At 36.5% G+C, this 19,676-nt stretch carries 13 protein-coding genes and 2 tRNA genes; 7 read left to right on the top strand and 8 right to left on the bottom strand.

Going from position 1 to position 19,676, the window contains the following annotated elements:
• Positions 1 to 223: 223 nt before the first annotated feature.
• The gene (gpsA, locus tag ACFINZ_RS02565) at positions 224 to 1,231 is read left to right on the top strand and encodes an NAD(P)H-dependent glycerol-3-phosphate dehydrogenase (protein ID WP_375633702.1); all 1,008 of its coding nucleotides are present in this window, start codon (positions 224 to 226) and stop codon (positions 1,229 to 1,231) included.
• Positions 1,232 to 3,065: 1,834 nt separating this feature from the next.
• Here gpsA and fabI read toward each other — a convergent pair.
• Genes fabI through fabA form a run of 3 tightly spaced genes read right to left on the bottom strand, consistent with a single transcriptional unit; the run spans position 3,066 to position 5,720 of the window.
• On the bottom strand, positions 3,066 to 3,884 hold the full coding sequence (fabI, locus tag ACFINZ_RS02560; RefSeq protein WP_375634021.1) for an enoyl-ACP reductase FabI: 819 nt from the start codon (positions 3,882 to 3,884) through the stop codon (positions 3,066 to 3,068).
• Between the two features lie 48 nt (positions 3,885 to 3,932).
• Positions 3,933 to 5,153 carry a beta-ketoacyl-ACP synthase I gene (gene fabB, locus ACFINZ_RS02555; RefSeq protein WP_375633704.1) on the bottom strand — a complete coding sequence of 407 codons (1,221 nt, stop codon included), beginning with the start codon at positions 5,151 to 5,153 and terminating at the stop codon, positions 3,933 to 3,935.
• A 57-nt stretch (positions 5,154 to 5,210) separates the two neighbouring features.
• Entirely contained in the window at positions 5,211 to 5,720 is a 510-nt protein-coding gene (fabA, locus tag ACFINZ_RS02550) for a 3-hydroxyacyl-[acyl-carrier-protein] dehydratase FabA (protein WP_273722474.1), read from the bottom strand.
• A gap of 231 nt (positions 5,721 to 5,951) precedes the next feature.
• Between fabA and irrA the strand changes: the two genes are divergently transcribed.
• The gene (irrA, locus tag ACFINZ_RS02545) at positions 5,952 to 6,464 is read left to right on the top strand and encodes an iron response transcriptional regulator IrrA (RefSeq protein WP_375610040.1); all 513 of its coding nucleotides are present in this window, start codon (positions 5,952 to 5,954) and stop codon (positions 6,462 to 6,464) included.
• Positions 6,465 to 6,510: 46 nt separating this feature from the next.
• Here the strand turns inward: irrA and ACFINZ_RS02540 are convergent, their stop codons facing one another.
• From ACFINZ_RS02540 to ACFINZ_RS02525, 4 genes are all read right to left on the bottom strand, one after another.
• Positions 6,511 to 7,071, bottom strand: a complete 561-nt coding sequence (locus ACFINZ_RS02540) for an SH3 domain-containing protein (protein ID WP_375697327.1) — start codon at positions 7,069 to 7,071, stop codon at positions 6,511 to 6,513.
• Positions 7,072 to 8,615: 1,544 nt separating this feature from the next.
• Positions 8,616 to 8,849, bottom strand: a complete 234-nt coding sequence (rpsU, locus tag ACFINZ_RS02535; protein WP_375617550.1) for a 30S ribosomal protein S21 — start codon at positions 8,847 to 8,849, stop codon at positions 8,616 to 8,618.
• Between the two features lie 187 nt (positions 8,850 to 9,036).
• Positions 9,037 to 10,710 (bottom strand): formate--tetrahydrofolate ligase, encoded by a 1,674-nt coding sequence (locus tag ACFINZ_RS02530; RefSeq protein WP_375617551.1) that lies wholly within the window; start codon positions 10,708 to 10,710, stop codon positions 9,037 to 9,039.
• A 689-nt stretch (positions 10,711 to 11,399) separates the two neighbouring features.
• Positions 11,400 to 11,476: transfer RNA gene (locus ACFINZ_RS02525), tRNA-Arg, on the bottom strand.
• A gap of 367 nt (positions 11,477 to 11,843) precedes the next feature.
• On the opposite strand from ACFINZ_RS02525, the gene ACFINZ_RS02520 reads away from it, so the two are divergent.
• From ACFINZ_RS02520 to pgi, 3 genes are all read left to right on the top strand, one after another.
• Positions 11,844 to 12,983, top strand: coding sequence for an efflux RND transporter periplasmic adaptor subunit (locus ACFINZ_RS02520; RefSeq protein WP_375633707.1), 1,140 nt, complete (start codon positions 11,844 to 11,846; stop codon positions 12,981 to 12,983).
• Positions 12,980 to 16,117, top strand: coding sequence for an efflux RND transporter permease subunit (locus ACFINZ_RS02515; protein ID WP_375633708.1), 3,138 nt, complete (start codon positions 12,980 to 12,982; stop codon positions 16,115 to 16,117). The genes ACFINZ_RS02520 and ACFINZ_RS02515 overlap by 4 nt, the downstream gene beginning before the upstream one ends.
• Positions 16,118 to 16,307: 190 nt before the next feature.
• Complete coding sequence (gene pgi, locus ACFINZ_RS02510) at positions 16,308 to 17,972, top strand: glucose-6-phosphate isomerase (RefSeq protein WP_375701152.1); 1,665 nt, start codon at positions 16,308 to 16,310, stop codon at positions 17,970 to 17,972.
• A gap of 343 nt (positions 17,973 to 18,315) precedes the next feature.
• On the opposite strand, the gene ACFINZ_RS02505 is transcribed toward pgi, so the two are convergent.
• Positions 18,316 to 18,405: transfer RNA gene (locus ACFINZ_RS02505), tRNA-Ser, on the bottom strand.
• Between the two features lie 285 nt (positions 18,406 to 18,690).
• On the opposite strand from ACFINZ_RS02505, the gene rplU reads away from it, so the two are divergent.
• Together rplU and rpmA are read left to right on the top strand one after the other, a co-directional pair.
• Positions 18,691 to 19,170 carry a 50S ribosomal protein L21 gene (gene rplU, locus ACFINZ_RS02500; protein WP_375633223.1) on the top strand — a complete coding sequence of 160 codons (480 nt, stop codon included), beginning with the start codon at positions 18,691 to 18,693 and terminating at the stop codon, positions 19,168 to 19,170.
• Between the two features lie 12 nt (positions 19,171 to 19,182).
• Positions 19,183 to 19,452, top strand: coding sequence for a 50S ribosomal protein L27 (rpmA, locus tag ACFINZ_RS02495; protein ID WP_273723965.1), 270 nt, complete (start codon positions 19,183 to 19,185; stop codon positions 19,450 to 19,452).
• Positions 19,453 to 19,676: the final 224 nt, after the last annotated feature.

Genomic DNA, 19,676 nt, shown 5'->3' with positions numbered 1-19,676 from the left:
AGACAAATAGCTATTTGTAGAATATACAAAAAGTTATGTTTGTAAAATTTACTACAAAGAAAGAGAATGTGCGAAACAAGTTTTTATATTGTGTGAGATAAAAAAGCTACGAAGCAGTAATATTTTTAGATTTAAAGAATTTATATTAAAGATAGCATTAAAATTATTTGTAATAATAATATGTAATTGAAATCAAAAATTTAGAGAATAATCAGAAAATTTAATGAAAACCGTTGCAATGACAGTTATAGGTGCTGGTTCTTTTGGTACTGCATTAGCGATAGCTCTTGCCCGTAATGGTCATAATGTTTTACTTTGGGGATATAGTCCTCAACATATCAAAGAATTACAGGAACAACGTTGTAATCAAGTATATTTACCCGATATTCGATTTCCTGACAATTTATTACTTGAAGCTTCGCTTGAAACTGCTATAACAGCAAGTCACAATATATTAATCGCTGTTCCAAGCCATGTATTTCATCAAGTTTTGTATAATATTCAGCCTTATTTAGATCAGCATTCACGCGTTATTTGGGCGACAAAAGGTTTAGAACATGGTACCGGACGTTTCTTACAAGAGGTTGCTCGTGAGATTTTAGGTGAAAAAATTCCTTTAGCTGTTTTTTCTGGACCAACTTTTGCTCAAGAACTAGCTATTGGTTGGCCTACTGCAATGACGATAGCAGCTTCTGATGTTGAGTTTGGTAAAGAATTGCAGCAACTTTTTCATTGTGACAAAAGTTTTAGAGTTTATAAAAGTTCAGATATGATTGGTGTTCAATTAGGGGGAGCAGTCAAAAATGTTATTGCTATTGGTGCAGGAATATCAGATGGCATAGGTTTTGGGGCAAATGCACGAATAGCTCTTATCACACGAGGACTAGCTGAAATCAGTCGTTTAGGGGGGGCTATGGGTGCTGAGCTTTCCACATTTATGGGAATGACAGGCTTAGGTGATCTGGTTTTGACATGTACTGATAATCAGTCACGTAATCGTCGTTTTGGAATACTTCTTGGTAAAGGAATAGATATAAAAGAAGCGGAAAAACAAATTGGTCAGGTTGTGGAAGGATACTTGAATACCAAGGAAGTACATACGTTGGCGCAGCGTATTGGGGTAGAAATGCCCATTGTAGAACAAATTTATCAAATTCTCTATTGTGGTAAAAACATAACTGAAGCAGCAAACACATTATTAAGCCGCGCCCTCAAGGACGAAATACAATAATATCCTGTTTTTTAATAATTCAAATCATAAAAAATAGAAACATGCTATGATAGACATATAAAATAGATTGTATTGATGGTTGTATAAGGCAGTCATATTCCAGCAAATTATAGATTCATATCATTCGATTCTTTATGAAACATGGCTGAAATATAAAAGTTTTTGCTTTTGTCTAAGAGCTATCTCTTTGAAGATAAATTATCCGTTTCCACTTACACATGTTTGTGTAATGTAATGAACAAGATATTTTTATTGTCTCTTAAATTCATCTCACAATGATATTTGCAAACAGAATAATACAAGACTCATTAGGTAGAAGCATCTTATTTATATAACGTATAAGCTAAGAATATCGGGGCAGGGATATTGTGTATCTCTGTTTTTGTAATTCTTTAAAACAAGAAGACAATCTGTTTTGGGAAGAAGATGAAATTTTAAAGATGAAAACTAGTTCCCATTTCTACAATCATTTTTAAATTCAGTTTTACGCTATCTAAAGCAATATCTTTTAAATAATGGAGATTATCTCACACCTTTATTTTTCTCATTTTTTAATGAAAGCATTTCCCTGATGTGTCAGGTAAAATAGAACGCCCAAAAAAACACGATTGCTGTTATATATTCACGCGCTTGTTTTAAAGAGATCTCTCTTAAAACTCCCAAGTCTAATTCGCGACGGTGACCGTAAATAGTGTAACGATAAAGCCATTGTGCACATCCCCATTTTTACGTTTATGAAGGAGGAAGCCGATCATCATTACACCCCCCAATGTTGAGACAGCTCTAGGTACTTGAAGCTGTTCAGTAGAGATATTTAAGCCTTTTATTTTCTCACATATCAATTCTGTTTTTTATATGCAAGAAATGATTTTTGGAATTATAACTTTGAAAGTCTAAGATTGAAAAAAATGTTATTGTGCTTGTTTGTGGCTGTCATTTAAACTGAAAGAATAATCTGATTATAAAGATAATAAATTGGTTTATATGAATAATTTATTTTTGTATTGAATTAATTAAAAATATGCGTTTACTTGTCACAAGTAGATTAATATGTGGATAAAAATTATTAAAGATACTTCTAATGAATCATCTCAAGTGTTGTTTCAATATTAGAACATGGCAAGTAAAATGACGGTGTCGGTTTGTCATCTGTATAAACATTAAAATGGTGGTGAAAAAAGGATTTTATGTACTTCACAGGGATTTTTATACGTTTTACAGGTACCATTGTGAAATGGAATGGCGTGCATTGAGCGATATCTTTAAAAAATGCATGAAAGAGCAACCGCTATAGTATTTTTGGGCGTTCTATTTTACCTGATACATTAGAAGAAATGCTTTCATTAAAGAATATAGTAAGATTAATGATTGATTTTTTTACGCCTTCATATTCATCCTAAATTAGATTGTATTTGCGTTTCAAGAATAAATCAAACGGTAGGAATATTTTTTTCAATTTGCTACACAAAAGCTGAAACTAAGGATTTTAATAATTCTCTAATCTCTTTTTCAAACTACGATGGCATGAGGGCTGGGGATTGATTTATAAGCAACGACAAAAGCGTATGCTTTAGTAAGGTAAATAACGTCATAAAATACAAAATTTATCAACCATGGATTGAAGAAATATTCCGGATTTTTATAAAATATTTTGCGAAACAGGGCATCGTACATCTGGTTTTGTATTGACTTATTCTTACAAATATTTGCACATATTCCTTACGTCATATTATTATAAGTCAATACACTATTATATAGCTGAGAAAGTACTCAATACCCGATTAAAGCACTATGCACATGATTGATTTTATTTTTTAGTGCAATGAAATAAAATTTATCCTTCTTGGGAATCGTCACTTTTTTTCAGTTCTTCAAGTATTGGCATAGACATGATGTTATATCCTGAATCAACATAATGAATTTCACCTGTAACACCTGATGATAAGTCAGAGAGTAGATAAAGAGCAGATTTTCCAATTTCATGAATATTTACGGTACGCCGTAATGGGGCATTACGCCGTTGATGTGAAAATATTGCACGTGCAGCTGCAATACCATTACCTGCTAAAGTTCTAACAGGACCAGCGGAAATCGCATTGACACGGATATTTTGAGGACCAAAGTCCGCAGCTAAATAACGTACCATAGCTTCTAAAGCTGCTTTAGCAACACCCATGATGTTATAATTAGGCACAACTTGCTGTGAAGCACCATAGGTAAGAGTTAAAAGTGTTCCTCCATTGGGCATAAGCTTACCGGCGCGCTGGGCAATTTCAGTAAAGGAATAAGCTGAAATAACCATCGTGCGTTGAAAGTTTTCACGTGTTGTAACATCAACGTAACGCCCTTTTAGCTGAGTTTTATCTGAAAAACCAATGGCATGGACAATAAAATCAATTGTTTTCCATTCTTTTTCAAGTTGCTCAAAGACGTAATCAATATTTTCACTTTTTTCAACGTCACACTCTAGCACTAATTTGCAGCCAAGTTTATCTGCTAGGGGATGAACACGTTTTCCAAAAGCATTTCCTTGATAAGTCAACGCTAATTCCGCTCCTGCTTGTGCGAGCTGACAGGCAATGCCCCAAGCAATTGAATGGTCATTCGCAATTCCCATAATAAGGCCGCGTTTGCCCTCCATCAAACCTTTCATATTATTCTCCGTAAGACCGTACTTTTTTCAATTACTAAGAGCTTTTGTTTATACATAACGTTGGAAAACAAGCGTTGCATTGGTACCGCCAAAGCCAAAAGTATTCGACAATACGGTATTCAGTTGTTGATGATCACGTCGTTCACGAACGATTGGCATATCAGCAAAAGCTGGATCAAGTTCTTCAATATGGGCACTTTCACAAATAAAATTATGATTCATCATTAACAATGTATAAATTGCTTCGTGAACACCTGCTGCTCCCAAGGAATGTCCTGTTAGAGACTTGGTAGCGGAAATGGGGGGGCATTGATCACCTGCTCCAAAGATACGACGGATAGCTTCTATCTCAGGAGGATCACCAACAGGAGTTGCTGTCGCATGGGGATTGATATAATCAATTTTATTATTGACTGTTGCAAGAGCCATGCGCATGCATCGTTCTGCTCCCTCTCCTGATGGGGCAACCATATCATGTCCATCGGATGTCGCACCGTATCCAACGATTTCTCCGTAGATTTTTGCACCACGTGCTTTAGCAAGTTCTAAATCTTCAAGGACTAAAACGCCAGCCCCTCCAGCAATGACAAAACCATCACGATTAACATCATAAGCACGTGAAGCTTTGTGAGGGGTGTCATTATATCTGCTGGACATAGCGCCCATGGCATCGAATAAAACAGATAGTGTCCAATCCAAATCTTCGCAGCCACCGGCAAAGATGCGCTTCTGTTTACCATATTGAATCATTTCGTAAGCATTACCAATACAATGATTGGAGGTAGCACAAGCTGAAGAGATTGAATAATTGATCCCCTTTATTTTAAAGAAAGTTGCTAATGTTGCAGATGCTGTAGAACTCATCGCTTTAGGGACAACAAAAGGTCCAACACGTTTTGGACCTTTTTGGCGTGTAATGTCAGCAGCTTCTACGATTGAATGTGTTGAAGCACCTCCAGAACCCATAATAATACCCGTGTGTTCGTTCGACACTTCATGCGGTTCTAGACCCGCATCAGCAATTGCTTGATCCATGGCGATGTGATTCCATGCTGTTCCACGCCCATGAAAACGTAGAGCACGTCGATCTACGAGTTCTTCTATATTAATATCGGGCTTGCCATAAACTCTGCTACGAAAGCCTAATTCAGCATATTGAGGTGCGTAAGAAATTCCGGATTTTGCTTCACGTAAACTGGTTAAAACAGCTCCAGGGTTATTTCCAATTGCGGAGACAATTCCCATTCCGGTTACAACAACTCGACGCATTCATACCTCCTCGTTCCATACAGAATAGTGAAAAGTTCTTTCTGACGGAAATAACGTTCAATCTTCTTTGAATAAAGCAACGCGTAAATCGTTCGCCTTATAAATAGTCTCTCCATCTGCTTTTAGCCACCCATCAGCTATTCCTAAGACTAAATTTCCACGTCGAATACGCTTAAAATCTATTTCATATTCAAGAATTTTGGTTTGTGGAGTTACCATCCCTGATAACTTTACTTCACCTGTTGATATTGCTCTTCCTTTGCCTGGTTCGCCTAGCCAACCAAGAAAAAAACCTGTTAATTGCCACATACCATCCAGTCCGAGACATCCTGGCATGACGGGATCGCCTATAAAGTGACAATTAAAGAACCACATGTCTGGTGTAATGTCAAATTCAGCGCGAACCATTCCTTTATCGTATTTACCATCAGTTTCACTAATTTGAGTGATTCGATGAATCATTAACATTGGCGGTGCTGGCAATTGCGCATTACCTCTACCAAACATTTCGCCGCGAGCGCAGCTTAGAAGCTCTTCATAAGTGTAGCGAGACTTTTGTTCAGCCATTGTTACTCCATTTATTTGCATATATCTTTATTTCTGCGCTTTTCCCAACCTACTTTTAGAGCAAATTTTAAAGAGAGGGAAATGATTTTATATCATTTTTAATGACAAAAGCCTTTTTTTATGTATTCTACATAGGTAATTATTTAAAAATGGAATACAAGATTACACCATACTATTCCCATTTTTTTGTATTTTGATCTTATTTAGCAGGAATATATTTGGGTTTGTAATATGTCAGTGAGTGCAGACAATTTAGATATGAATGAAGAGCAGCAGTTCACAAAAGAGTGTGGAAAAATTGTGCAATATTATTCCATTTCTATGTTAGAAAAACGTTTGCGTCAAAATGGTCTGCGTCCAACACGTCAGCGGTTGGAACTTGCACATATGATTTTTTCTCAAGGAAATCGTCATATTACTGCTGAAGAGCTCTATGAGGAAGCGGTGAGGGCAGGTGTACCTGTATCTTTAGCAACGGTTTATAATACGCTTCATCAATTTACGGAAGCGGGATTATTACGGATTATTGCCGTAGAAGGCTCAAAAACTTGGTTTGATACCAATACCTCTGATCACTACCATTTTTATATAGAAGGCGAAAATCGTATTCTTGATATTCCTTATAATTTGGAAGAAGCTCCCATTATTAGAAATTTGCCTAAGCCACCAGAAGGTATGGAAATTTCACATGTTGATTTAATCGTGCGATTGAAACCAAAAAATCAATCTTGTGATAGGCAGTGAGGATATTCAATGAGGAATAAAAATTAAACTTGTTGAGTTTGAGTATTCACCAACCTTTTACTTTTTCATCAGGATAGATTCCCCATAACTGGGGTTGCTGAAGCCATCCACGTGTATTATTAATGTTTAGTTCGCACCATTGTCCATCACATTGGAGGATATTACCAATGACGTTAGGTTCTACTTCCGCCACAAGTTCTGCGTTGTCGGTGGGTTTTTTTCGTAGCATCAGCCTTTTTGTTTTATCTTTTTGCCATGGAATAGTTATAGCAGTTCGCTTTCCCGATAAAAGCGATTGATACACCCATCCCTCATCGCCTTCTGCATCACGAATTTTGCGCCATTGATCATATTCTTGAATGATTTCAATAGGTAAGCCCTTCTTTTTGTAGGTGAAAATGATAGAATAGTTGCTTCCTGGTCCGACGCGTACATTAACGCTGGTGGGTTTAATCGAAGCAAATCGCGGAAGTGGTAAACCACTGGGCCCTAAATTTTGATTAAATGTTTGTGCATGCAACAAATGAGGTGAACCCAATACAATGACTATTGCTATTAAGATACATGATATGAGTATTGAAACGCGAAACCAACGAGAATTTTGCACACCGAACTCCTTTATTTCGTCATATATTGGAAATTTAAAATCTGAAAGATAAGACTGGAAACTGATAAAAAGTATGACACATTGCTCGTTAAAGAGATCTAAACGATGAAAAAATTGCTACAAAAATATCAAAATAAGGAAAACAAAAGGTTTGTATTTCTTAGTGCTTATCTTGTTTATGAGGGGGTAGATATAAATAAACATGAGATTTTTATGTAGCTGTAGGCGTGATAAAACAGTAAAGTATACTGGAGCCTTAGCAGTTGTTGTACAGGAAATTAGGGCTAAAGTATTGCATCTCTTTTCTGAGTTTGTTTCTCAAAGTAAAAGTGCATGTATGCATATTATGAACAAAGAGCTGTTCAGTAAAGGGATTATTGTGTGGCTTGAAAAGAAGTTTTGAATGAACAAAATAATACGATAAATAAAACATTTAAGCGTAAAAATATGAGCAACATTTATAGAGTAGATTGATATATGAAGGGCTAACAGGATACTTTTTCGTGATAATTCATTTATAAAATTTGCTACACTCTAATCTTATGCCATGATAATGCTTATCCGTATGGTAGATAAGCTGGCTTCATCGTTCTATTTACCAGCTTTCAATGTTATGCTATTCCTATTATTTATGGTATTCATAAGAAGCCTTTTTGTTTTTTCTTAAATAGCTTTTATTCTATTTGCGGACGAATCCCGCTTATGATGTACAAGAAAATAATCTTCATTGATTCAATATGAGAAAGTGTTGAGAAACTTTAACTCGTTATTTAAATTTTAAAAACATTTCCATCAAAAATGGTAATAAAAGGCACATTCATCCATATTAAAACACAGTGTTTTCTCTGTTTATTGTCAATTTTTTTTTCTCTAACTCAGTATAGAAGAAAGTTGAATGAAATAGAAAGGCTTATTCGATACACTGATGAGGGTAATTACATAAGTGATGAATAGAAGAAATTTATCAAGAAAAAAGAATCTATAGTGCAGTGGTTGAAATTCGTCATCCTTTAGAGAGACAGAATCAAGAGATATAAAAAGTTATGGAATTATATCGTTTCGTTACATAACTGAAGGGAAAGAGGATTATGAATTTGATATTATATTTTACACACAATCGCATATTGCGATAGTTATTTTTGTTTTGTAATCAGACCTAGGATGATCGAAAGATGTAGAATATTTAATGACAAAAAAGAAATTCATCATGAAACTTGTACATAAGAAGCAGTGATGTAAGAGATATCCAGAAGGAGAAAATTATAGCGAAAAGTGATAATAAAACACCCCGCACTCAATTTACATAGGAAAAAGTCGCTTAAATACCTCAAGTGTAGTTTGTTATCTATTTTTTGAAATATAAGAGTGAAATAAAAACCACCTCTATGATAGAAATCTTATTATTTTCAAATAACTAACATATTAGATAACATTGTACACAAAAACTTCCACACAAGCAATTTATTGCAATCAACTATGAAGATAAAATTTTCTAGTAGTTTACTATCTATTGCTTATGCAATTATATAATATTATAAAGTATATTACTTTACCGCAACAGTTCGTCCGTTACTAACAAAACCTTCTCTTTGTGCACGCTTACGAGCAAGCTTACGTGTACGACGAATAGCTTCAGCTTTTTCACGAGCACGCTTCTCAGATGGCTTCTCATAATAAGTACGCATTTTCATTTCACGGAAGATACCTTCACGCTGCATCTTTTTTTTCAACGCACGGAGCGCTTGGTCAACATTATTATCACGAACGAGTACTTGCACTATCTATCCTGCTTTTTTCAGTGTCATAAATGATAGGAAAAAACCTACGTCCTTTTAAAGGCATATCCAAAAGGACAAACGCTTATATCATATAAATAAGACATTTGTCTATATCGCTTTTTAAAATTCTATTTTTTTTATAATAAAACGCTTTTTATAATGAATGATAGAATTTACGGTTATAAATTTATGAAAGTCCTTGTATTTGATCATTTTCGTCAAGATGAATTTTTTCAGCCGTGGGATAATGGGGTAGTCCCGGCATGGTCATAACATCTCCACAAATGACAACAATAAAGCCGGCTCCCGCACAGAGACGAACTTCTCGTATGGGAATTTCAAAATCAACAGGAGCGCCGTATTGCTTGGGATCAGAAGAAAAAGAATAAGGTGTTTTTGCCATACAAATAGGGTAGACGCCAAAACCTTCTTTTTCCCAAGTTTCAAGTTGTTTGAGAATAGGGGCTGGGATGATGGCGCCACGTCCACCGTATAGCTTTGTTATAATACAATTAATTTTTTGAACGAGTGGAATATCATCTTGATAGAGAACTTTAAAATCAGAATCGTGCTTTTCAATCAAGGTAACGAGTTCTTGTGCAAGTTCTATAGCGCCTTTTCCACCTTGTTCCCAATGCTTACAGATAATAGCTTTGTGTCCAGTTGTTGCAACTATTTTTTGTAATGTTTTTATTTCAGCATCGCTATCGCTGTCAAAATGATTGATAGCCACAACACAAGGAATACCGTAGTGCTTCATATTTTCTATGTGTCGTAAAAGATTGGCAGCTCCTTTTTCTAAAGCGGTAATATTTTCTTCTGTCAGGTTATTTTTATCCAGACCACCGTTCATTTTTAATGCACGAATAGTTGCGACGATCACTGTAGCATTTGGTACAATACCTGCTTGCCTACATTTGATATTGAAGAACTTTTCTGCTCCAAGATCTGCTCCAAACCCTGCTTCTGTGACAACATAATCAGCAAGTTTTAAAGCAGTTTTTGTTGCTATAACTGAATTGCAACCATGAGCAATGTTGGCAAAAGGTCCTCCATGAACGAGAACAGGATTATTTTCAATTGTCTGTACGAGATTGGGTTGTATAGCATCTTTGAGAAGAACTGCCATTGCACCTTCCGCATTGAGATCAGCAACGGTGATGGGCGTTTTATCATAACGATAAGCAACAATAATTTTCTTGAGTCTTTGTGTAAGGTTTTCTAAATTTTCAGAGAGACAAAGAAGCGCCATAATTTCTGATGCAACAGTAATATCAAAACCTGTTTGGCGTGGAAAACCATTTGTTATGCCCCCCAATGAAATGACAATATCGCGCAATGCACGATCATTCATATCAAGAACGCGTTTCCAAACAATGCGACGTGGATCAATGTTTAGAGTGTTTCCCCAATAAAGATGATTATCTATCATTGCGGCAAGAAGATTATGAGCAGCTGTAATAGCATGAAAATCACCGGTAAAATGTAAATTAAGATCATCCATTGGAATGACTTGCGCATAACCACCACCAGCAGCACCACCTTTTACACCAAAACAGGGACCTAAAGATGGTTCTCTCAAGGTAGCTATTGTTTTTTTACCAATAAGATTAAGAGCATCACTTAGTCCAACTGTTGTTGTTGTTTTGCCTTCTCCGGCAGGTGTGGGATTGATAGCTGTGAGAAGGATAAGTTTACCATCTGGATTTTTATTAAGCGATTTTATGTATTCAGAAGAAATTTTAGCTTTATCATGACCATAGGGAATGAGATTTTCATGTGAGATACCAATTTTTTGTGCAATTTCAATAATATGTTGCTTTTTAGCAGTGCGAGCAATTTCAATATCAGTTTTAGGCATGGAAAAATTCTTTAAACTTAGCTTTTATTAACGTTTGGGATCTGTACCCCATGGATTAATTAGAAAAATTCATAGAGAACAGAAAAATATTAAGATATCATAGAAATCGATGATATGCCATGCAAGAGATAATGCTAAAGAAGCACAAGAAGAGTTTTATTGTTTTTTAGGAAAAAGAATCTTTGGTTTGCAACAAATGCTGATGATATTAATGGATACCATAAGTGTTTCATAGTAGTACGTTTGAGAAGTAGTTTATTTATTCTTTCCAACAACACACTGAAAAAGTTTCACATGGTGGTAAACCGGAATTTATGGCGGCACATCTGAAGTCCCTCTTAAGATGGGACTGCTAGGAATAAAATATCCAGAAGCATCCAGTTATGGAATAATTAGAAATAAGCACGTAAAAAATTACCTAACTGAGTAGAGAGTATAATCCGGAAGAGACCAAAAACAAGCGCATAGATTGAAAAAAGAAAACAACAACACACGCTACTCATGCAATCGCTACGATTATAAGCTAATAAAAGCACCTTAGAGCTGAATTGAAGGACTCATAACATCTTATTTTAGCAAAATGGCTAAAGAAACGACTCACAACAAAATGAAATGACAAAATACAAAATAACAAATCACAAAATAAAGAATTTAAAAAGTCTGACTTTATAAGAAGATATTGTTGATGATGGCGCACCCGAAGAGATTCGAACTCCTGACCCCCAGATTCGTAGTCTGGTGCTCTATCCAGCTGAGCTACGGGTGCATACATTTCAATTTTTTACATTGTCTAAGACAAAGGGTTCCTAATCGTTTCATTAAAGAAATGCAAGTGAAACTTGGATAGTAATAAAAAAAATTTCTCTTTTTTATGAGATATTTTAAAAAAAGATATAATATATTATGGCTTCAGTTGGTTTTGATATGAACATTTTTTTGTCATGACCATACAAAGCAATATGAACGATAGTTAACTTGACGTTTTAATCTATGAAAGATAGTCAAGCAGAGATGAGATGTGTTTTTTGCGGTGGGGGTAAGATATATACACCCGCTGTTGGGTTTTTGTGTAAAACGCCGATATTACTGTTGAAAACTATTTCAGATGAAGATGGCACAGCAAGGGCGGATGTATGGCGTTATTAAAAAAGAGCTTTCCATTGGTGTTTTTAATCGTTGTTTTAACGGTTACCTATTGGGCTGGAAAAAAGAGTGCGGACCAACCCATTTCTATGGTGGATAAAACAAGAGTATCGGATAAAGCTTCAAATGAAAAAATGGGAAGGCCACCGGTAAATGTTGTCGTTGATCTTGTAAAAGTTCAAGATCTTTATGAACAACTTAACGTTCTTGGGAGTGGAAAAGCTCTTGCAGAAGTCGAGCTTACCCCTTTATCCTCAGGTGTTATTGATAAGCTTTTTGTATCAGCGGGTACAAAAGTACAAGCCGATGATGTGATTGCAAAGCTTGATTCTAAAAAAGAAGAAATAGCGGCTGCAAAAGCAAAAGTGCAACGTGATAACAATGCGTTAACACTTTCACGCATTCTTAAATTACGCGCCAGCAATACAGCAACGGAAGTTCAAGAAATTATGGCACGCTTAGAGTTGGATAACGCAAATTTAGTTTTGCGTAATGCTGAATTAGATCTCGATCGGCGAACAATTCGAGCACCGATTCCTGGAGTTGTTGGTATTTTGCCCGTTGATGCGGGGAATAACGTGGACCTTAATACTGTAATAGGCCGTATTGAGAATAGAGAACGTATTTTGGTCGATATATGGGCCCCTGAACGATATGTGTCGCGCATCCATAAAGGAGATGAGGTAACGGCAACGTTAATCGCGCAGCCAGATAGATCTTTTGTTGGTCATATTTATGCGATTGATAATATCGTTGATCCAGAAAGTCGCACACTTCATGTTCAGGTTGAAATCAATAATGAAAAAGATACGCTCATGTCTGGTATGTCCTTTTCTGTTTCCTTGCAGTTTCATGGTGGTTCTTTTCCTGTCGTTAATCCTCTTGCAGTTCAATGGAATAGTAAAGGATCATTCGTTTGGCGTGTGAGAGAAGGAAAAGTAGAGTCTATTCCCGTAACAATTATTCAGCATAAAGCGGATCAGGTTTTCGTGAAAGCTCCCCTAGAAAATGGTGATCAAGTTGTCATTCAAGGGGTGCAAATGCTTTATCCAGGAAGTAAAGTAACTATTGATGATCCAAAGTCTCTTCAACAGCAATTATCAGTAGGTTATGGAACGGATATACAATGAGCCAAGAATTGAGCACAAAACAGCCTACGTCAAAGGTGGAGCAAGGTGGTCTCATTACCTTATTTATTCGCAGACCGGTTTTTACTCTTGTTTTGAATGCTATGATCATCATTGCAGGATTTGCAGCATGGTTAAATGTTGATGTAAGAGAATTACCCGATGTTGATACTCCCGTAACAACGATTGTGACGATGTTTTCTGGTGCATCGGCGGAAACAATTGATCGTGAAGTTACAAAAATTATAGAAGATGCTGTTTCTCGTGTTTCAGGTGTTAAGGCGATTTCTTCAACGTCTTCTTTTGGACGCTCCCGTGTGAAGATTAACTTTAATGTCGGTGTTGATTTGAATGTTGCTGCATCTGATATTCGTGATGCTCTCTCTCGTGTTACCTATTCTTTACCGAAAGATGCGGATTTGCCTTTGATTATTAAAGCAGATTCGAATGCTGCTGCCATGATGTATTTGGTTGTAACGTCACCAACAATGAGTGTTGATGATTTAACCACGATTGTAAACGATCAGATTGTTGATGCTATTTCTGCTGTTGATGGTGTTGGTGATGTACAGGTCGATAGTGCTCGCACAAAGATTTTTCAGATTGATATAGATCAAGCAAAACTTGCAAGTTATGGATTAACTGTAGCAGATATTTCACGTGTTCTTGCTGATATGACAACAGATGTGCCAGTAGGGTCATTACGCAATTCTAAGCAAACTTTAGTTGTACGTGCTACTGCACGTTTAACAACACCAGAATCTTTTGAACAAGTTGTTTTAAAGCCTCATGTGCATCTTGGTGATGTTGCGCATGTTACTTTATCGCCGGATATAGAAACAGTTATTCTTCGTATCAATGGAAAGACAGGTATTGGATTAGGTATCGTGCGTAAAGCACAATCCAACACTCTTAATATTTCTGAAGGTGTGAGAGCCGTTGTTGATAATCTCAAAAGTATTGTTCCTTCTTCTGTAAATATAGACGTTATTAATGACGATGCAATTTTTATTAAAAGCGCTCTTCATGAGGTTGAAGTTGCTTTGGTCATTGCTATTTTGAGCGTTATCTTGGTCATTTTTCTTTTTCTCAGAGACATTCGTGTAACGCTGATACCTGCTTTATCTCTTCCTGTCGCTTTGATTGGTACCATTGCAGCTATTTATCTTGTAGGGTTTTCATTGAATATTCTCACATTTTTAGGACTTGTTTTAGCAACAGGGCTTGTTGTGGATGATGCCATTGTTGTTCTTGAGAATATTGTTCGGTGGCGCAACATGGGATTAGGTTCCAGAGCAGCAGCGGTGATAGGAACACGTGAAGTATTTTTTGCTGTTTTAGCAACAACATTGACATTAGTGGCTGTGTTTGTTCCTATTTCCTTTCTTCCTGGGCAAGTTGGAGGACTTTTTAGAGAATTCGGTTTTGTTTTGGCAATTTCTATTTTGCTTTCTTCAATTGTTGCTTTAACGCTTTGTCCCATGTTGGCTTCACGTTTTCTCAAAGAACATATTGAGGAGAAAGAGGAAAAGTCCCATCATTATTTTACTTTTTTATATAAATTAGGTACTTTTTTTCATAAGGCATATACGTACAGTTTGCATAAGTGTTTAGAAAAACCTTGGGCTGTTGTTTTTGCTTCACTTATTTTTGGGGGGCTTTGTATTGGGGGCTATATGAAACTGCAACAGGAATTAACGCCAGCAGAAGATAGAGCTCTTATCTTTTTGGTCATTAATGGACCACAAGGTATTTCGACACAATATTTGAACGAGCAGGTAGAGCAAATTGAAGCAAGTCTACAGCCATTACGTGATGCAGGGGAGATTGCTAACAGTTACTCTATCGCGGGTATTGGAGGTTCACCCAATACTGCTTTTTTGATTTTATTGCTTTCATCTTGGAATAAACGTTTACGTAGTCAGCAAGAAATCGTGAAAGATGTTAATGCAAAGGTTAAACAGTTTCCCGCAGTTTTTGTGTTTGCTGCGCAGGGAAATTCTCTAGGTGTGAGTGGAACTGGGCAAGGGTTGCAATTTGCAATTCTTGGCAATGATTATGCAACATTACAACCCATTGCTGATAAGCTGGTTAGTGCTTTACAAGATGATCCGCGTTTTATTCGCCCACGCCTTACTGTTGATGCAACACAACCGCAATTTTTTATTGAAATCAATCGAAAAAAAGCCTCCGATTTAGGGATTGATATCACGAATTTGGGCGATACATTACAAGCAATGTTGGATGGTAAAAAGATTGGTTCCATTAACGTGGATGATCATTCTTACGATGTTAAATTGATATCGCGTACAAATTCTATGAAGAGTCCTAGCGATTTAGAAAATATTTTTTTAAAAACCAAAGACAATCGATATGTTCCTTTATCGGTTATTGCGCGTTTACATGAAAAAGCTATTGCTCCCCAACTAAAACGGGAAAAACGCATGAGTGCTGTTATTTTAAGCGCAAATCTTGCTCCAGATATTGCTTTAGGGGAAGCTTACCAAACTGTACAGAAAATTGCTTCTCCTTTGTTATCGAAAGGAACCTACTTGGTTCCTTTAGGGGAAGCCGAAACGCTTAATGAAACATCTTCCAATTTTATGATTGTTTTTGGCATTGCCTTTTTGATTATTTTATTGATTTTGGCTGCTCAGTTTGAAAGCTTTATTTCAGGATTCATTATCATGGCCACTGTCCCATTAGGGATTGGTTGTGCTGTAATTGCTATGCTATTAAGTGGTGTAAGTCTTAATATTTACAGCCAAATTGGATTAATTTTGTTAATTGGTGTTATGGCAAAAAATGGTATTCTCATTGTTGAATTTGCAGATCAATTACGCGATCAGGGAAGAAGCGTGCGTGAAGCCGTAGAAGAAGCAGCAAACATTCGCCTTCGTCCAGTTTGTATGACAATGATTTGTGCCATTTTAGGAGGTATTCCTTTGGTTTTGGCCAAAGGTGCTGGCGCAGAAGCTCGTATAGCTTTAGGTTGGGTTATCGTTGGTGGCTTAGGTTTAGCAACTATTTTTACGCTTTATGTTACACCGGTTGTTTATCTTTTTTTAGGGCGTTTTATAAGACCAAAAGCAGAAGAAAATTTACGTTTAACAAAAGAACTCAATCAAGTTAAATGATGTATATGATAGAAAAGATTTGAAAGTTTATTCTTGTAAAAATATCATTTTCGGATCTTATCCTTTATATTTTGTATATTCCTTCATTTTTATGTGAGCAGTGAAAATAGCGATCAATAAAGGAGATGCTTTCTGCTTTGTTATTGTTTGGGCATAGATTTCATTATCAATAACCGTATAGGATAAGCTTATGGGAGATAGCTTTTCGATTCGAAATGAAATGGCTTTTGAAGCCACATTAAAAGCTTTAAGAAACCATGCCGCAAAGGATGGGGTCTATGATATTCGTCGGCATTTTGTAGAAGATGAACAGCGTTTTTCCCATTTTTCCCTCAGACTTGATGATCTTCTTTTCGATTTTTCAAAATGTGGTGTGACATTTAAAACATTGCAACTTCTAGATGATTTAGCGGTCGCAGCAGATGTGTTAGGCCGGCGTGATGCAATGTTTTCTGGTAAGGCGATTAATACAACTGAAAAACGCTCAGTTCTTCATATTGCATTACGTTTACCTGCTGATGAAATTTTCATGTTGGATGGTCATAATCTTATTCGCGATATTCAAGACGTCCTTGAAGATATGGAAAGATTTTCTGAAAAGGTGCGTGATGGAAGCTATAAGGGAAGCAGTGGCGAGAGAATAAGTGATATTGTCAATATTGGTATTGGTGGTTCTGATCTTGGTCCTGCAATGGTCACATATGCTTTAAAACCTTATCATGATGGTCCACAGTGTCATTTTGTTTCGAATGCTGACAGTGCCCATATTTCTGATACTCTCTCTATTTTGAATCCAGCAACAACGCTGTTTGTCATTGCTTCTAAAACTTTTACAACGGCTGAAACAATGGTCAATGCTCAAGTTGCACGTCAGTGGATTTGTTCACATTTAGGAGAAGAAGCCATTGGTACGCATTTTGTTGCTGTTTCAAGTGCGCTTGATAAAGTAGCAGAATTTGGCATAGATTCCACAAGAGTTTTTAAATTTTGGAATTGGGTGGGAGGACGTTATTCAATTTGGTCAGCCATTGGACTTGTTGTTATGTTTGCAATAGGTGGTGGAAATTTCCGCCAATTTCTCAATGGTGCATTGCAAATGGACCAACATTTTAAAACAATGCCTTTGCATAAAAATATTCCTATTCGTTTTGCTCTTTTAGGATTCTGGCATCGTGTTATTTGTGGTTATTCATCACGTTCTATCATTCCTTATGCACAGCGTTTAATACATTTTCCAGCTTATTTACAACAGCTTGATATGGAATCAAATGGTAAGCAAGTCTCGCTGGATGGAAAACCATTAAGTTTTTCAAGTGGTCCAATTGTTTGGGGGGATTCAGGAACAAATAGTCAACATGCTTTTTTTCAGCTTCTGCATCAAGGAACAGATATTATTCCTGTAGAATTTATTTTATTTATAAAAGGGCATGAGAAAAAATTACATTCTATGTATGAGATGTTGCTAGCAAACGGTTTAGCACAATCAAAAGCCTTGATGAAGGGGCGTAGTATTGAAGATGCTCGGCATATCTTGATAAAAAATGGAGTTGATGAGGGTGAAGCAGACCATTTAGCACGTCATAGAAGTTTTAAAGGAAACCGTCCCAGCATTACGCTGGTTCAAGATTCATTAACACCTTTTGCACTCGGTCGTCTTATTGCGCTTTATGAACATCGCACTTTTGTTGAAGGGATTTTAATGAATATTAATTCATTTGATCAATGGGGTGTTGAACTTGGTAAAGAATTAGCAAACGAGTTACTACCAATTCTTCGTGGAGAAAGTAAAGCGGATAATCGTGATAGTTCAACATTAGGGTTGCTAGCACATATTCAAGCAAGACGTGCAAAATAAATATAATTTTACAGTAGTTTTTGTACTGACTAAGCAAAAGTAGAATGAGAGAGAAATATGAGATAATTCTTTAATTTTACTATACGTTCTCTTATTATCTGGATTAGATTTATGTAACAGAAAATCAAAAAAGTGCAAAAATTGTAAAAATGAGAATTTATTCGCAAAAACGATAAAGACCTTTGAGAGGTCTTTGAAGACCCTTTGAGACCCCCCTTAAAATCCTTCGAAAAAAATAAATTGGTACAAAACCTAGTGGCAAATTATACAAAACCCGCTGGCAAGCTACATACACAAAACCTGCTGTCAAGCTACACAAGCTACAATATCGCTTTATAAACTGTGGCGGAGAGAGAGGGATTTGAACCCCCGATAGAGTTGCCCCTATGCCGCATTTCGAGTGCGGTGCTTTCAACCACTCAGCCATCTCTCCATAATAAAGTGAAACAAAAATTGGCACTATTTGAGTGTATAAGGGGTAGATAACCTTCAATTGTTTTTGGTACAACCTTTTTTTCTTTTTTATGGGACTTTATTGACAGAGAATAGAAATTCCTTCATATATACAAAATATAAGCGCGGGGAAATCTGCGCATATTTGTGTTAAAGAAGGTTTTATCCTTCTTTGAGATCTATTACGACTGATAAAAAGCAGCCTATTTCCCCTTATTTCAAGGCAGAAATTAAATAAGAGCTGGAGTGAACGGAAGGATAAAAAATGTTCGCAGTCATTAAAACTGGTGGTAAGCAATACCGCATTGTTGCTAATCAAGTGGTAAAAGTTGAAAAAGTTAGTGGAAATGCGGGTGATGTGGTTGAATTCAATGATATATTAATGGTTGGGCAAGAAGGTAATGCGGTTATTGGTACCCCTGTCGTTGCTGATGCATTGGTGACAGCTGAGATTTTAGAACAGGCACGTGGGCGCAAGGTTATCGCATTTAAGAAGCGCCGTCGCCAAAATTCTAAACGCACGCGTGGCCATCGTCAAGAATTTACGAGGCTTCGTGTTTTAGAAATTTTAATGGGTGGTTCAAAACCTAAAAAAGTTGCTGCGAAACCTATAAAAGAAGAAGAAACTACACCAAAAGAAACAAAAGCTGCTGCTTCTGTTGAGAAGACGGCTAAAAAAACGGTTGAAAAAAAGACTGCGCCGCAGAAGAAAGCATCTGTAGCATCAAAGAGTAAGAAAGATTAAAGGAGAGCGTCTATGGCACATAAAAAAGCTGGTGGTTCCTCGCGTAATGGTCGTGATTCAGAATCGAAACGTCTAGGCGTTAAAAAATTTGGTGGTGAAACCGTTATTGCCGGAAATATTATTATTCGCCAGCGTGGTACACGTTGGCATCCTGGAAACAATGTCGGCATTGGAAAAGACCATACGCTTTTTGCATTATCAAATGGAAAGGTTTCTTTTCAACGCAAAGCGGGTAATCGTTCCTATGTTTCAGTCATTCCTATGGTGGAGGCAGCAGAGTAATCTGTAACACTCTCTAGCCATCAACGGGATTTCATTGAATTGTAGTTGTGGTTTTATAAGTATTCAAAGGGAAAGATGAATCTCATCTTTCCCTTTTTGCGTTGGTACTATAATAAATGTAGAAGATAAAAAGGTAGAATTGGGGAAATGGCTTTTCTCAATGAGGGAAAAAGTTTGTGCGCTGTTATGTTAGTATTTAAATACTGAACATATTGATATTATGA

Source organism: Bartonella sp. AA81SXKL (assembly GCF_042196945.1).
Lineage (GTDB): Bacteria > Pseudomonadota > Alphaproteobacteria > Rhizobiales > Rhizobiaceae > Bartonella.
Note: the sequence above shows the minus strand (reverse complement) of the source record. Positions and strands in the feature narration are given on the sequence as shown.

Bases quoted from the DNA above. Each gene is read 5' to 3' on its own strand.
- pgi (WP_375701152.1), top strand. From the start codon at position 16,308: ATGGGAGATAGCTTTTCGATTCGAAATGAAATGGCTTTTGAAGCCACA.
- ACFINZ_RS02515 (WP_375633708.1), top strand. From the start codon at position 12,980: ATGAGCCAAGAATTGAGCACAAAACAGCCTACGTCAAAGGTGGAGCAA.
- rpmA (WP_273723965.1), top strand. From the start codon at position 19,183: ATGGCACATAAAAAAGCTGGTGGTTCCTCGCGTAATGGTCGTGATTCA.
- gpsA (WP_375633702.1), top strand. From the start codon at position 224: ATGAAAACCGTTGCAATGACAGTTATAGGTGCTGGTTCTTTTGGTACT.
- ACFINZ_RS02520 (WP_375633707.1), top strand. From the start codon at position 11,844: ATGGCGTTATTAAAAAAGAGCTTTCCATTGGTGTTTTTAATCGTTGTT.
- irrA (WP_375610040.1), top strand. From the start codon at position 5,952: ATGTCAGTGAGTGCAGACAATTTAGATATGAATGAAGAGCAGCAGTTC.
- rplU (WP_375633223.1), top strand. From the start codon at position 18,691: ATGTTCGCAGTCATTAAAACTGGTGGTAAGCAATACCGCATTGTTGCT.
- fabA (WP_273722474.1), bottom strand. From the start codon at position 5,720: ATGGCTGAACAAAAGTCTCGCTACACTTATGAAGAGCTTCTAAGCTGC.
- fabB (WP_375633704.1), bottom strand. From the start codon at position 5,153: ATGCGTCGAGTTGTTGTAACCGGAATGGGAATTGTCTCCGCAATTGGA.
- fabI (WP_375634021.1), bottom strand. From the start codon at position 3,884: ATGAAAGGTTTGATGGAGGGCAAACGCGGCCTTATTATGGGAATTGCG.
- ACFINZ_RS02530 (WP_375617551.1), bottom strand. From the start codon at position 10,710: ATGCCTAAAACTGATATTGAAATTGCTCGCACTGCTAAAAAGCAACAT.